The 14952-nt window shown below is 40.9% G+C and carries 16 protein-coding genes; 13 read left to right on the plus strand and 3 right to left on the minus strand.

All coding sequences use genetic code 11. The features are described 5' to 3' along the window. Window positions 1-339: an ATP cone domain-containing protein gene (locus QM408_RS06995; protein ID WP_001196041.1), complete on the plus strand. Its 339-nt coding sequence runs from the start codon at window positions 1-3 to the stop codon at window positions 337-339. A 30-nt stretch (window positions 340-369) separates the two neighbouring features. Here QM408_RS06995 and QM408_RS07000 read toward each other — a convergent pair whose 3' ends face one another. Further along, a complete protein-coding gene (locus QM408_RS07000) occupies window positions 370-690 on the minus strand; it encodes a hypothetical protein (RefSeq protein ID WP_084888448.1) in 321 nt (106 codons plus the stop codon). Between the two features lie 99 nt (window positions 691-789). Between QM408_RS07000 and QM408_RS07005 the strand changes: the two genes are divergently transcribed. Further along, complete coding sequence (locus QM408_RS07005) at window positions 790-1005, plus strand: YdbC family protein (RefSeq protein ID WP_000807422.1); 216 nt, start codon at window positions 790-792, stop codon at window positions 1003-1005. Window positions 1006-1059: 54 nt separating this feature from the next. On the opposite strand, the gene QM408_RS07010 is transcribed toward QM408_RS07005, so the two are convergent. Continuing rightward, a complete protein-coding gene (locus tag QM408_RS07010) occupies window positions 1060-1596 on the minus strand; it encodes a biotin transporter BioY (protein WP_261150539.1) in 537 nt (178 codons plus the stop codon). Between the two features lie 188 nt (window positions 1597-1784). Further along, entirely contained in the window at window positions 1785-3131 is a 1347-nt protein-coding gene (gor, locus tag QM408_RS07015) for a glutathione-disulfide reductase (protein WP_261150537.1), read from the minus strand. Window positions 3132-3422: 291 nt separating this feature from the next. Between gor and QM408_RS07020 the strand changes: the two genes are divergently transcribed. The 11 genes from QM408_RS07020 (at window position 3423) to QM408_RS07070 (ending at window position 14880) form a co-directional block, all read left to right on the plus strand. Further along, the gene (locus tag QM408_RS07020; RefSeq protein WP_261150552.1) at window positions 3423-4631 is read left to right on the plus strand and encodes an efflux RND transporter periplasmic adaptor subunit; all 1209 of its coding nucleotides are present in this window, start codon (window positions 3423-3425) and stop codon (window positions 4629-4631) included. Then, window positions 4615-5316 (plus strand): ABC transporter ATP-binding protein, encoded by a 702-nt coding sequence (locus QM408_RS07025; RefSeq protein ID WP_000811472.1) that lies wholly within the window; start codon window positions 4615-4617, stop codon window positions 5314-5316. The genes QM408_RS07020 and QM408_RS07025 overlap by 17 nt, the downstream gene beginning before the upstream one ends. Window position 5317: 1 nt before the next feature. Beyond that, window positions 5318-6577, plus strand: a complete 1260-nt coding sequence (locus tag QM408_RS07030; protein ID WP_049502146.1) for an ABC transporter permease — start codon at window positions 5318-5320, stop codon at window positions 6575-6577. A 123-nt stretch (window positions 6578-6700) separates the two neighbouring features. Then, the gene (gene metG, locus QM408_RS07035) at window positions 6701-8698 is read left to right on the plus strand and encodes a methionine--tRNA ligase (protein ID WP_414374058.1); all 1998 of its coding nucleotides are present in this window, start codon (window positions 6701-6703) and stop codon (window positions 8696-8698) included. 147 nt (window positions 8699-8845) lie between these two features. Then, window positions 8846-9772, plus strand: a complete 927-nt coding sequence (locus QM408_RS07040) for an aldo/keto reductase (protein WP_414374060.1) — start codon at window positions 8846-8848, stop codon at window positions 9770-9772. A gap of 99 nt (window positions 9773-9871) precedes the next feature. Further along, window positions 9872-10108, plus strand: a complete 237-nt coding sequence (locus QM408_RS07045) for a DUF2829 domain-containing protein (protein WP_000141913.1) — start codon at window positions 9872-9874, stop codon at window positions 10106-10108. Next, window positions 10101-10799, plus strand: a complete 699-nt coding sequence (locus tag QM408_RS07050; RefSeq protein ID WP_414374062.1) for a 3-oxoacyl-ACP reductase — start codon at window positions 10101-10103, stop codon at window positions 10797-10799. The genes QM408_RS07045 and QM408_RS07050 overlap by 8 nt, the downstream gene beginning before the upstream one ends. 10 nt (window positions 10800-10809) lie before the next feature. Next, on the plus strand, window positions 10810-10950 hold the full coding sequence (locus QM408_RS07055) for a hypothetical protein (protein WP_414374064.1): 141 nt from the start codon (window positions 10810-10812) through the stop codon (window positions 10948-10950). Continuing rightward, complete coding sequence (locus tag QM408_RS07060; protein WP_414374100.1) at window positions 10928-11797, plus strand: putative PEP-binding protein; 870 nt, start codon at window positions 10928-10930, stop codon at window positions 11795-11797. Before QM408_RS07055 ends, QM408_RS07060 begins: the two co-directional genes overlap by 23 nt. Continuing rightward, window positions 11772-12212: an ASCH domain-containing protein gene (locus QM408_RS07065; RefSeq protein WP_203180577.1), complete on the plus strand. Its 441-nt coding sequence runs from the start codon at window positions 11772-11774 to the stop codon at window positions 12210-12212. Before QM408_RS07060 ends, QM408_RS07065 begins: the two co-directional genes overlap by 26 nt. A gap of 121 nt (window positions 12213-12333) precedes the next feature. Then, a complete protein-coding gene (locus tag QM408_RS07070) occupies window positions 12334-14880 on the plus strand; it encodes a M1 family metallopeptidase (RefSeq protein ID WP_414374066.1) in 2547 nt (848 codons plus the stop codon). Window positions 14881-14952: the final 72 nt, after the last annotated feature.

The following is a 14952-nucleotide window of genomic DNA, read 5'->3' on the forward strand; positions in this document are numbered from 1 at the left end:
ATGCAAGTAATCAAACGTGATGGAGAAATTGCTGAATTTAATCCAGATAAGATTTACCAAGCTATCTTAAAAGCAGCCCAGACTGTCTATGTATTGACAGATGATTTACGTCAAAACCTTGCACAAGTCACTAAGAAAGTGGTTTTGGATTTGGAAGAGGCCAAGGTAGAACGTGCGACTATTAGCATGATTCAGTCTATGGTTGAACATCGTTTGCTGGGTGCAGGTTACATTACTATTGCAGAACACTACATTTCCTATCGTCTACAACGTGACTTGGAAAGAAGTGGTTATGGAGATCATATCGCGGTTCATTTACATTTTGAACAAGTTCGCTAAGAAAAAAGAGTGGGATGAAGCAACAACATCTCACTCTTTCTTAAATCTATTTTTTTGGGCTGTTTGGACAGTTGAAGGGACAAATCGCAGGCGTTGAATATCGCTTATGCGGATAATACGGGTCACATTTTTAGCAAAATTTTTCACGATAATTTGCTGGCGTTGCTGATCGTATTTGATGATGTCACCTGTAAAACTTGTCTCAGACAAGATAAGGTGAACAGCAGTTTGTTTCTGGATAGCCTCTTCAATAGTAGCAGTTAGGGAGTTGGTTTCAGTCTGGTCAGGTTGGTCATGTCCATTTAAAAAGTCATGTATTTTATCTAGAACTTGCTGGAATTTATGTCTCATATTGGCCTCCCTTCTTTTATATCAATATTATATAAAATTTTCGTAAAATCTACAAGATTTTACGAATAAACTAATGAAAGCTAAAAAAAGGAGAAGAAAATGGCAGAATTTACATTTGAAATCGAAGAGCACTTGTTGACTCTTTCTGAAAACGAAAAAGGTTGGACCAAGGAAATCAACCGTGTGAGCTTTAATGGTGCCCCTGCAAAGTTTGATATTCGTGCTTGGAGTCCAGATCATACTAAAATGGGCAAGGGAATTACCCTCTCTAATGAAGAATTTCAAACCATGGTGGATGCCTTTAAAGGCAACTAAGTTTTCAAAATGAAAGAAAAGGATATTGAGTTATGACAACTCGATATCCTTTTTTTAGTTGGTAAAGTAAGCCTGATTTTTAAGGCGTTGAAGTAGTGGATGACTAATAAGACTAATAGCAAGAAGTTTACCAAGGTCTGGAATGATAAAGGGAATGACCCCCACAATAAGAGCTTTTTCAAATGCCATTCCAGCTAGGAAATGCAAGCTGAGGATCCCACCGACAAAAACAAGTGTATCTCCCAAGAGATTTGCTAGAAAAATTCTGACAAAACCACTATCACTGTTAGTTAGAGAAGAGGTAAGTCCAGAATAAACAAGATAAAACCAAAGATAGCCTGCAGTAGGACCAACTAAAGCCTGAAAACCAGCTCCACCTCCTGCAAAGACAGGAAGACCGATAGCACCTAGAAGAAGATAGAGTCCAACAGAAAGTACAGCCTCCCTCGGTCTAAAGACAGTAGCAATCAAGCCGATTGCAAAGTTTTGCAGAGTGAAGGGGACAGGTCCAATTGGAATACTGATTTGTGCTAAAACAGCAATGAGAGCAGCACCAATAGCAGGGATGGCATAAACGTGAGCTTTTTTCAAAATAGTTAACCTCTTTTCTGATGTATAGTAACTATTATACTCGTAGAGTAATTATTGTCAACCTATTTATAAATTCAAGGTAACAAAAACTGTAACGGCCGATTTTGCTTACTGGGTAAGTTGTTTTCATCGATTGTAAATCATCAAAAAAGAAGCAGACACATTTGTATCAGCTTCTTTTGCTTCGATTAACGCATAGTTACAAATTCTTCGGATGCAGTTGGGTGAATCGCCACAGTTGCATCAAAGTCTGCTTTGGTTGCTCCCATTTTGATAGCAACAGCAAATCCTTGAATCATTTCATCAACACCGTATCCAATTCCATGAAGTCCGACAACTTTTTCTTCTGAACCAGCTGTGATCAATTTGAAACGAGTTTCTTGACGGTTGCAAGTGCAAGCAGAGTACATAGACGTAAAGCTTGATTTGTAAACCTTGATTTGGTCTTGACCGTATTCTTTAATAGCTTGCTCTTCTGTCAAGCCAACAGTTCCGATAGCAGGGTGTGAAAAGACAACAGTTGGAATAGTTGAGTAGTCCATTTTTGCAGTTGTTTTTCCGTTAAAGAGACGTTCAGACAAAGTACGTCCAGCTTTGATAGCAACTGGAGTTAGTTCTTTTTCACCTGTTACATCACCTAGAGCGTAGATTCCTTCAACAACAGTATTTTGGTATTTATCCACTTGGATAAAGCCACGTTCATTCAGAGTTACTCCAGCTTTTTCAAGTTGCAAGCCCTTAACGTTTGGACGGCGACCTGTAGCCCAGATAACTTGGCTAGCTGTGTGACTAGTACCATCTTCGAAATGAATGGTAATTCCCTCAGCAGTTTTTTCTAATTTGGCAGGGACTTTGTGAGTATGAAGTGGCAAGTTTGTTCTTTCCATTTCCTTTACCAAACCTTCAACGATGTAAGAATCAAAACCACGTAAAGGACGGTCGCGACGAACAAAGAGATCTGTCTTGACACCAAAGGTGTGGAGTACGCCAGCCAATTCAACGGCGATATAACCAGCGCCTAGAATAGCAACTGACTCTGGAAGTTCTTCCCAGGCAAATACATCATCAGAAGAGCCACCTAGCTCAGCACCAGGAATATTAGGAATACTTGGATGGGCACCAGTAGCAATCACAATATGCTTAGCACGAATCAGTTCACCATTTACGCTGACAGTATGAGAATCTACAAATTCAGCATGACCTTCAATCAAGTCTACACCGTTGCGTTTAAAACTGCCATCATAAGAAGAACGAGCGCGATCAATGTAGGCTTCACGATTGCGACGTAGGGTAGCAAAGTCAAAGTTAAGATCAGTAGTCTTAAAGCCGTAGTCTTCTCCAAATTGATGGAAAGTCTCAGCGATTTGCGCCCCGTACCACATGATTTTTTTAGGAACACAACCGACGTTGACACAGGTTCCACCTAATTTCTTTTCCTCAATAACGGCCGCTTTAGCTCCGTGTTCACCAGCACGGTTCATGGTAGCAATTCCTCCGCTACCACCACCGATAGCAATGATATCATATTCTCTCATTGAAAACTCCTTTATACTCTTTTAAATAGTAGAGTGTCATTTTTTGATAGTCATATTCTATCTTTTTTTTGATTTGATTGCAAAAATCTGCTACGTTCAAAAAAATTAAAGAAAAGGCTTGCAAAAAGGAAAAATAAAGTGTATTATATAACTAGTACAATGGTAGTAAAAAATAGATTCCGAACAATAATCAAATCCCGAAATGTCATTATTTCGTTCTGAACTGTTATTGTTTATATTTGCTAATTTTTATATAATATTGTTAAGGACTTTAAATCAAAAAGGAGTTTCATTATGAAGAAGAATCGTAAAGCTAAAAAGTGGCAATTGTATGCAGCAATCGGTGCTGCAAGTGTAGTTGTATTAGGTGCTGGGGGGATTTTGCTCTTTAGACAACCATCTCAGACCGCTGTAAAAGATGAGCCTACTCATCTTGTTGTTGCCAAGGAAGGAAGCGTGGCGTCCTCTGTTTTATTGTCAGGGACAGTAACAGCAAAAAATGAACAATATGTTTATTTTGATGCTAGTAAGGGAGATTTAGATGAAATCCTTGTTTCTGTGGGTGATAAGGTCAGCGAAGGACAGGCTTTAGTCAAGTACAGTAGTTCAGAAGCCCAGGCGGCCTATGATTCAGCTAGCCGAGCAGTAGCTAAGGCAGATCGTCATATCAATGAACTCAATCAAGCACGAAATGAAGCCGCTTCAGCTCCGGCTCCACAGTTACCAGCACCAGCAGGAGGCGAAGGAGCTGCAGGGCAAACTCCAGCTCCAGTCTCAGGAAATGCAGTTTCATCTATTGATGCACAACTAGGTGATGCCCGTGATGCTCGTGCAGATGCAGAAGCGCAATTAAGTAAGGCTCAAAGTCAGTTGGATGCCATGACGGTTCTCAGTACCCTGGAGGGAACTGTGGTTGAAGTCAACCACAATGTTTCTAAATCTCCAACTGGAGCTAGCCAGGTGGTAGTTCATGTCGTAAGCAATGAAAATTTGCAAGTTAAGGGGGAACTATCTGAATATAACCTTGCCAACCTCTCTGTAGGACAAGAAGTAACCTTTACTTCTAAAGTTTACCAAGATAAGAGCTGGACTGGTAAGATTAGCTACATTTCTGACTACCCTAAAAACAATGGTGAAGCGGCAAGTGCAGCTACTGCCGCAGCAGCTGGTAATTCTGGTTCTAAATATCCATATACCATCGATGTTACAAGTGAAATCGGTGACTTGAAACAAGGATTTTCTGTAAGTGTTGAGGTCAAGAATAAGAGTAAAGCCATTTTGGTTCCTCTAACAAGTATTGTGACTGAAAATGATAAGAACTATGTCTGGGTGCTTGACGAGCAGAAAAAGGCCAAGAAAGTGGAAGTTGGTTTGGGCAATGCTGATGCAGACAACCAAGAAATCACTTCAGGTCTGACAAATGGAGTCAAGGTCATCAGTAACCCAACGTCTTCTCTAGAGGAAGGAAAAGAGGTGAAGGCTGATGAAGCAACTAATTAGTCTAAAAAATATCTGCAGGAGTTACCGTAATGGTGACCAAGAACTGCAGGTTCTCAAAAATATCAACCTAGAAGTGAATGAGGGTGAATTTGTTGCCATCATGGGACCATCTGGTTCTGGTAAGTCCACTCTGATGAATACGATCGGCATGTTGGATACACCAACCAGTGGAGAATATTATCTTGAAGGTCAAGAAGTAGCTGGATTGGGTGAAAAACAACTAGCCAAGGTTCGCAATCAACAAATCGGTTTTGTCTTTCAGCAGTTCTTTCTTCTATCCAAACTTAATGCTCTGCAAAACGTAGAATTGCCCTTGATTTACGCAGGAGTTTCGGCTTCAAAACGGCGCAAGTTAGCTGAGGAGTATTTAGACAAGGTTGAATTGACAGAACGTAGTCATCATTTGCCTTCGGAATTATCTGGTGGTCAAAAGCAACGTGTAGCTATCGCGCGTGCCTTGGTAAACAATCCTTCTATTATCCTAGCGGACGAACCGACAGGAGCCTTGGATACCAAAACAGGTAACCAAATCATGCAATTATTAGTTGAACTGAATAATGAAGGAAAAACCATTATCATGGTAACGCATGAGCCTGAAATCGCCGCTTATGCTAAACGCCAGATTGTCATTCGGGATGGAGTTATTTCGTCTGACAGTGCTCAGTTAGAAAAGGAGGAAAACTAAGATGCAGAATCTGAAATTTGCCTTTTCATCTATCATGGCACATAAAATGCGCTCTTTTCTCACTATGATTGGGATTATCATTGGTGTTTCATCAGTTGTTGTGATTATGGCTCTGGGGGATTCCATGTCTCGTCAGGTTAATAAAAATATGACCAAGTCACAGAAGAATATCCATGTCTTTTTCTCACCTATCAAAAGCAAAGATGGTTCTTTTACCCAAAAGCAATCAGCTTTAACAGTTTCTGGGAAAGAAGAGGAAGTTCCTGTGGAACCACCAAAACCACAAGAAGCTTGGGTCAAGGAGGCTGCTAAACTTAAAGGTGTAGATAGTTACTATGTAACCAACTCGACCAATACCACCCTGTCTTATAAAGACAAAAAAGTGGAGCGCGCTAGCTTGACAGGTGGAAATATTACTTACATGAAGGCGGTTGAAAATGAAATTGTTGCAGGCCGCAGTTTCATAGCTCAGGATTATAAAGATGTGGCCAGTGTCATTTTGCTAGACCAAGAACTTGCTAATAGCCTGTTTGGATCTGCTCAAGAAGCTGTTAACCAGGTTATAGATGTTGGTGGCTTTAGCTATCGTGTAATTGGTGTCTATACCAGCGATGAGGCCAAGACTGCCAAGACTTTTGGTATTGGTGGACTTCCAATTACGACTAATATTTCTCTTGCCAACAACTTCAATATGGATGAGATTTCTGATATTGTCTTCCGTGTCAATGATACCAGTTTGACACCAACTGTGGGACCAGAATTAGCTAGAAAATTGACCGAGATTGCTGGTCTTCAGCAAGGGGAGTATCAGGTGTCAGATGCGACTGCAGCCTTCCAAGAAGTACAACAATTGTTCGGTTTTATAACTACGATTATTAGTGCCATTGCAGGAATTTCACTTTTTGTTGGAGGGACTGGTGTTATGAACATCATGCTGGTTTCGGTGACGGAGCGTACCCGTGAGATTGGTCTCCGTAAGGCTTTGGGTGCAACGCGTGCCAATATTTTAATTCAGTTTTTGATTGAATCTATGATATTGACCTTGCTTGGTGGAGTCATTGGTTTAACCATTGCTACAGGCTTAACCGCTATAGCTGGCATACTCTTGCAAGGATTGATTGCGGGTATAGAAGTAGGAGTGTCAATCCCGGTTGCCCTATTTAGTCTTGCAGTTTCGGCTAGTGTGGGTATGATTTTTGGAGTCTTGCCAGCCAACAAGGCATCGAAACTTGATCCGATTGAAGCTCTTCGCTATGAATAAGATTAACAAGATGGACACTTGTCTATCTTGTTTTTGTATAGATTTCCCTATCGAAAATCATTAAAAATGTGATATAATGAAGTGTTAGAAAAACAGGTTTCATTTGCCTGGAAAGGAAAAATTATGTCTGAAAAGAATTTTTATATTACAACACCGATTTACTATCCATCTGGTAAACTTCATATTGGTTCTGCCTACACAACCATCGCCTGTGATGTCCTAGCCCGTTACAAACGCCTGATGGGTTACGATGTCTTTTATCTGACAGGTCTTGATGAGCACGGTCAGAAAATCCAGCAGAAAGCAGAAGAAGCTGGCATTACACCTCAAGCCTATGTTGATGGGATGGCAGTTGGAGTCAAAGAACTCTGGCAATTACTAGATATCTCATACGATAAATTTATCCGTACAACTGATGACTACCATGAAAAAGTTGTCGCACAAGTCTTTGAACGCTTGCTGGCTCAAGATGACATCTATTTGGGTGAATACTCTGGTTGGTATTCAGTTTCAGATGAGGAATTCTTTACAGAAAGCCAGCTCGCAGAAGTATTCCGTGATGAAGCTGGAAATGTAACTGGCGGTATTGCTCCATCAGGTCACGAAGTGGAATGGGTTTCTGAAGAATCATACTTCCTTCGCCTCAGCAAATACCAAGATCGTCTGGTGGAATTTTTCAAAGCTCATCCTGAATTTATCACTCCAGATGGTCGTCTGAATGAAATGCTTCGCAACTTTATTGAGCCAGGTTTAGAGGATTTGGCGGTTTCTCGTACAACCTTTACATGGGGTGTGCCGGTACCATCAAATCCTAAACACGTTGTATACGTTTGGATTGATGCCCTTCTTAACTATGCGACAGCGCTTGGATACGGTCAAGATGAACATGGTAACTTTGACAAATTCTGGAATGGCACAGTCTTCCACATGGTAGGAAAAGACATCCTTCGTTTCCACTCAATCTACTGGCCAATCCTTCTTATGATGTTGGATATCAAATTGCCAGATCGTTTGATTGCTCACGGTTGGTTCGTCATGAAAGACGGCAAAATGTCTAAATCTAAAGGGAATGTCGTTTACCCTGAAATGTTGGTAGAGCGTTATGGACTAGATCCACTTCGTTACTATCTCATGCGTAGCCTTCCAGTTGGTTCAGACGGAACCTTCACTCCTGAAGACTATGTAGGCCGTATCAACTACGAATTGGCCAATGACCTTGGAAACCTCCTCAACCGTACGGTTTCTATGATTAATAAGTACTTTGGCGGGCAAGTCCCTGCCTATGTAGAGAGTGTAACAGAGTTTGACCATGCTCTTGCTGACGTTGCAGAACAATCAATCGCTGACTACCACACCTACATGGGAGCAGTTGACTACCCACGTGCACTTGAAGCAGTCTGGACTCTGATCTCTCGTACTAACAAATACATCGACGAGACAGCTCCATGGGTCTTGGCTAAGGATGAAGCTCTTCGTGACCAATTGGCAAGTGTCATGAGTCATTTGGCAGCTAGCCTTCGTGTCGTTGCTCACTTGATTGAGCCGTTTATGATGGAAACCAGTCGTGCAGTCTTGAATCAACTTGGTTTAGCAGAAGTTTCTAGCCTTGAAAACTTGAGCTTGGCTGATTTCCCTGCAGGTGTGACTGTAGTTGTTAAGGGAACACCAATCTTCCCACGTCTGGATATGGAAGAAGAAATCGCCTATATCAAGGAACAAATGGAAGGTAACAAACCAGCAGTCGAGAAAGAATGGAATCCAGATGAAGTTGAACTCAAACTAAACAAGGAAGAAATCAAGTTTGAAGACTTTGACAAGGTCGAAATCCGTGTCGCAGAAGTCAGAGAAGTTTCTAAAGTGGAAGGTTCTGATAAGTTACTTCAATTCCGTCTGGATGCTGGTGATGGAGAAGATCGTCAAATTCTTTCAGGAATTGCAAAATACTATCCAAACGAACAAGAATTGGTCGGCAAGAAAGTTCAAATCGTTGCCAATCTCAAACCACGTAAAATGATGAAAAAATATGTCAGCCAAGGGATGATTCTATCAGCTGAACATGATGGAAAATTAACTCTTCTCACAGTTGATCCAGCTGTACCGAATGGAAGTGTGATTGGGTAAAAATAGAGGATCTATAATATTTGAATCTTTCTCTTATTCCGTGGGTTTAAGAAGATAAAATGGAATGAAATATAGTCAAAAAGCCGTTGAAAAGCGGTTTTTTGTTATAATTAAATGAAGAATGTAGAATCAAAGGAGAAAAATTTGATGAGATACATAACTCTTGGTCAAGATGACAAAGAATTATCAGAAATTGTTCTCGGAATGATGAGAATAGAAGATAAGTCTGTAAAAGAAGTTGAAGAGCTTGTAGAAACAGCACTGTCTGTTGGAATCAATGCTTTTGACTTGGCTGATATTTATGGTCGTGGTCGTTGTGAAGAACTGTTAGGTCTTGTCCTAAAAAATCGTCCAGATTTAAGAGAAAAGATGTGGATTCAGTCCAAATGTGGCATTCGCATTGAAGAATTTACCTATTTTGATTTTTCTAAGGACTATATTATAAAATCAGTTGACGGAATTTTGCAAAGATTGAAGATTGATCATCTAGATAGCTTGCTTCTTCATCGACCAGATGCTTTGATGGAATCTGACCAAGTAGCAGAAGCCTTTGATCTCCTTTATAAACAAGGTAAGGTCCGAGATTTTGGAGTTTCTAATCAAAATCCCATGATGATGGAGTTGCTTAAAAAAGATGTCAAGCAGCCGTTAGCTGTTAATCAGCTACAATTGAGTGCGGCTTTTACTCCAGGATTCGAATCAGGTTTTCATGTTAATATGGAAGGTAGTCAAGCAACTATGCGAGATGGCAGCATTTTTGAATATTGCAAATTACACGATGTGGTCATTCAAGCATGGTCTGTCTTACAATTTGGGTATTTTAAAGGGAATTTTGTTGGAAATGAGAAATTCCAAGCTTTAAATCAAGTACTTGATCGTTTAGCTACTAAATATGGAGTAACCTCTTCAACTATTGCCATTTCTTGGATATTGCGTTATCCAGCAAAAATGCAGGCAGTCGTAGGTACAACAAATCCTAATCACTTGAGAGAAGTTAGCCAAGCGGCAAACTTTAGCTTAACAAGAAAAGAATGGTATGAAATTTATCTTGCTGCAGGGAATAATTTGCCGTAAGTAGAAGCAGATGTAAATAAATCACAGTCAAAAAGCCGTTTTAAAGCGGTTTTTTTGTTATAATGAAGGGGAGAATTATTGATATTAAAGGAGAAAAACATGACATTTGAAGAGATCCTTCCTGGATTAAAGGCTAAGAAAAAATATGTACGAACTGGTTGGGGAGGTGCTGAAAACTATGTCCAACTTTTTGACACCATTGAACAAAACGGGGTTGCACTTGAAGTGACACCTTATTTCCTAATCAACGTGTCTGGAGAAGGAGAAGGTTTTTCCATGTGGAGTCCGACACCTTGTGATGTTTTGGCGACAGATTGGGTAGAAGTGCATGACTAAACGTGTACTCATTACAGGAGTGAGTTCAGGGATTGGTCTAGCTCAAGCTCGCCTCTTTATAGAGAATAGCTATCAAGTTTACGGAGTTGACCAAGGTGAAAATCCACTCTTAGAGGGTGATTTTCACTTTTTACAGAGAGATTTGACCTTGGACTTGGAGCCTATTTTTGACTGGTGTCCTCAGGTGGATGTTTTGTGCAATACTGCTGGAGTTTTGGATGATTATAAACCACTCTTAGAACAAACAGCGCAGGAAATTCAAGAAATTTTTGAAATTAACTACGTGACTCCTGTTGAGTTGACTCGCTATTATTTGATACAAATGTTGGAGAATAAAAAGGGGATCATTATCAATATGTGCTCTATCGCATCTAGCCTAGCAGGTGGAGGTGGTCACGCCTATACTTCATCTAAGCATGCCTTGGCTGGATTTACCAAGCAGTTGGCTCTAGACTATGCAGAAGCTGGGATTCAGGTCTTTGGTATCGCTCCAGGAGCAGTCAAGACAGCTATGACAGCTGCCGACTTTGAACCAGGTGGCTTAGCAGACTGGGTGGCGAGTGAAACACCAATCAAGCGCTGGATTGAGCCAGAAGAAGTGGCAGAAGTCAGTCTCTTTTTGGCCAGTGGAAAGGCATCTGCCATGCAGGGACAAATCTTGACAATAGATGGCGGATGGTCTTTGAAATAGGAGGAGTTGGATGGATATTCAAGAGATCACAGAAGAAAATGCATCGCCATTAGTCTTGAAGGTTAAGTCTGAATTATTAGGATCTCCAGAACTGGACAAGACTTCTTACATGAATTGGAAGGTGAATGATGAGGAAGCAACTTGCCCTTAGTGGCGAAAAACTTGATGAAAAAGTTTATCCTCAAGTATTTCACCACATTGGCATGATTCGTGGGGAATATTTGTTGAGAGAGCTTAATCAAAACATCATATTAGCAAGTTGCCAGGAATTTGTGAAAGATTATCTTGATACTATTTGCTCCCTGTACTCAGGTAAGGAAGTTTGGTATCGTTTTTCTGAATTAACGAATACAGAAGCTAATTGTCTAAAGGGGACTAAAGAGTATTTTGATGAAAATCATCCCTTATTTGGATATAGGGGAACTAGGCGTTTGCTGGCGTGTCTGGATGAATTTCAGGCTGAAGCATATGTCGTTACAGAAGTTTATCAAAACAATCCCAATCTATCTGTTATCTTTCCTTTTGTCAATGATGCTGAGCAGTTAAAGCAAGCTATTACAGTATTGCGCCAGCATGGTTTTACTGGGAAAATTGCCACGATGATTGAATTACCGTCAGCATATTTTGACTTAGACAGCATACTGGAAGCTGGTATTTCAAAGATTGTAGTTGTAATGAATGATTTGACTTCTTTTATTTTTGCCACTGTGAGAAACAGTCAATGGCATGATATGGAAAGTCCAATAATGTTAGATATGCTAAGACAGATGCAGGATAAAGCAAGGATGAAAAAGATTGACTTTGCTGTAGCAGGCTATCTGAATGATTCTTTCATACAAAAAATGAATCAGTTGAGTATCAAGTGCATTATTCACTACAGTTCTATTCTAGAGATTTTTGATTTAGAAATTGACCATCCAGATCATCTTAAACACATAAAAGAAGAAAGTAAAAAATTACAAAGGAGCACCCATGACACCGCAAGAAATGTGGAATGACTACAAGAAAATTAACCCCTCTATAGGAGATGAAATCGATGCTTGGGCTTTTGGAGTGGAACCAGATCTTTTAGCAGATTTGGTTTTAAAAGGCGAAAAGACTGCAACAGCCTCAACCTACGACCTCTATGCACTAGAAGCCGAGTCTCTTCCTCAAGAAGGGACCTTTGATGTCATTTTAGACAGTCAAAATCAGGCTGTCTGTATTGTCAAAATTATAAAGGTTTCTGTCCAGCCCTACAATCAAGTTTCTGCTGACCATGCCTTTAAGGAAGGGGAAGGTGACAAATCCCTAGCCTATTGGCGTCAGGTTCATGAGGATTGTTTCGCCGAGTGGCTGAGAGAAGCAGGACTGATTTTTACACCTGAAAGCAAGGTTGTTCTAGAAGAATTTCACAAGGTCTACCCACTGTAGACTGTTAGACGGAAGAAAGTTTTGGAAATCACCGTCCAATCCTTTTTTCTCAAGCAAAACATGATATAATAAGTTTGTTTGAAGAAGAGCTCTAGCTCTTAAACTTAGATAGGAGAAAACTATGCAAGCAGTTGAACATTTTATTAAGCAATTTGTTCCTGAACATTATGATTTATTTTTAGATTTGAGTCGTGAGACTAAGACGTTTTCAGGGAAAGTGACCATCACTGGTCAAGCACAGAGTGACCGTATTTCCCTCCACCAAAAAGACTTGGAAATCGCCACTGTAGAAGTTGCAGGTCAAGCTCGCCCATTTACAGTTGACCATGACAATGAAGCCCTTCATATTGAACTTGCTGAAGCAGGTCAAGTTGAAGTGGTTATCGCTTTCTCAGGAAGAATTACAGACAACATGACAGGGATTTACCCATCTTACTACACAGTTGATGGAGTCAAGAAGGAAGTATTGTCTACTCAGTTCGAGAGCCATTTTGCGCGCGAAGCCTTCCCATGTGTGGATGAGCCAGAAGCCAAAGCAACTTTTGACCTCTCTCTACGTTTTGACCAAGCAGAAGGTGAATTGGCCTTGTCTAATATGCCAGAAATCGAAGTTGAAAACCGTAAGGAAACAGGTATCTGGAAGTTTGAGACAACACCTCGCATGTCTTCTTACTTGTTAGCCTTTGTTGCGGGTGATTTGCAAGGTGTGACGGCTAAAACTAAAAACGGTACTCTCGTAGGTGTCTACTCAACCAAAGCCCATCCACTATCTAACCTTGATTTCTCACTGGACATCGCTGTTCGCTCTATCGAGTTTTACGAAGATTACTATGGAGTTAAGTACCCAATCCCTCAATCTCTCCACATCGCCCTTCCTGACTTCTCAGCTGGAGCTATGGAAAACTGGGGTCTTGTGACCTACCGTGAAGTTTACTTGGTTGTGGATGAGAACTCAACATTTGCCAGCCGTCAACAAGTTGCCCTTGTTGTGGCCCATGAATTGGCTCACCAGTGGTTTGGTAACCTTGTTACTATGAAATGGTGGGATGACCTTTGGCTCAATGAAAGCTTTGCTAACATGATGGAGTACGTCTGTGTGGATGCTATTGAACCAAGCTGGAATATCTTTGAAGATTTCCAAACAGGTGGTGTTCCGTCTGCCTTGAAACGTGATGCGACTGATGGTGTTCAGTCTGTTCACGTCGAAGTGAAACATCCAGATGAAATCAATACGCTCTTTGACGGAGCTATCGTCTATGCCAAAGGAAGTCGCCTCATGCACATGCTCCGTCGTTGGCTAGGTGATGCCGATTTTGCCAAAGGTTTGCATGCCTACTTTGAAAAACATCAATACAGCAATACCATTGGTCGTGACCTTTGGGATGCTCTTGGTCAAGCGTCTGGACGTGATGTCGCAGCCTTCATGGATTCTTGGTTGGAACAACCTGGTTATCCAGTTCTCAGTGTCAAAGTTGAAAATGATGTCTTGAAGATCTCACAAAAACAATTCTTTATCGGTGAGCACGAAGACAAGAACCGTCTCTGGGTTGTGCCACTAAACAGCAACTGGAAAGGCTTGCCTGATACACTCGAAACTGAAAGCATCGAAATTCCAGGCTATGCAGCCCTTCTTGCTGAAAACAAAACAGCACTTCGTCTCAACACTGAAAATACAGCCCACTACATTACCGACTATCAAGGAGATTTGTTGGATGCAGTTCTTGCTGACCTAGTTGAGCTTGATAACACAAGTAAACTGCAAATCGTCCAAGAACGTCGCTTGCTTGCTGAAGCAGGGCACATTTCTTATGCAGACTTGCTTCCAGTCCTTGATAAACTCGCTAAAGAAGAATCTTACCTTGTCGTTTCAGCTGTTTCTCAAGTAATTTCTGCCCTTGAGCGCTTTATCGATGAAGGAACAGAAGCTGAAAGAGCCTTCAAAGCCTTGGTTGCTAAATTGGCTCGTCATAATTATGACCGTCTTGGTTTTGAAGCTAAAGATGGCGAATCAGATGAGGATGAATTGGTTCGTCAGTTGGCTGTTTCTATGATGATTCGCTCAAATGATGCAGAAGCTAGTCAAGTCGCTAGCCAAATCTTCGCGACTCACAAGGAGAATTTTGCAGGACTTCCAGCAGCTATTCGCTCACAAGTTCTGATTAATGAGATGAAACATCATGAGACTAAAGACTTGTTAGCACTTTATCTTGATACTTATACTCACGCAACAGATGCTGTTTTTAAACGTCAGTTGGCAGCAGCTCTTGCCTACAGTACAGATGCGGACAATATCCAAACCTTGATTGCTGCTTGGAAGGACAAATTTGTGGTCAAACCACAAGACTTGTCTGCTTGGTACTTCCAGTTCTTAAGCCATCAAGCAACTCAGGAAACAGCATGGTCTTGGGCTCGTGAAAACTGGGCTTGGATTAAGGCAGCTCTTGGTGGAGATATGAGCTTTGATAGCTTTGTTATCCTTCCTGCTCACGTATTTAAGACTCAGCAACGCTTGGCAGAGTACAAGGAATTCTTTGAACCGCAACTTTCTGACCTTGCTCTTAGCCGTAACATCGGTATGGGAATCAAGGAAATTGCAGCGCGTGTTGACTTGATTAACCGTGAAAAAGCTGCAGTGGAAGCAGTCGTTCTTCAATACGGAAACGCATAAATAAGCCTAAAATAAAAAGAAAACTCAGCTTTCTCATGTAAAATGTAGAGAGTTGAGTTTTTTTTAAGGCAA

This window comes from Streptococcus mitis, assembly GCF_047464965.1.
Taxonomy (GTDB): domain Bacteria; phylum Bacillota; class Bacilli; order Lactobacillales; family Streptococcaceae; genus Streptococcus; species Streptococcus mitis_DU.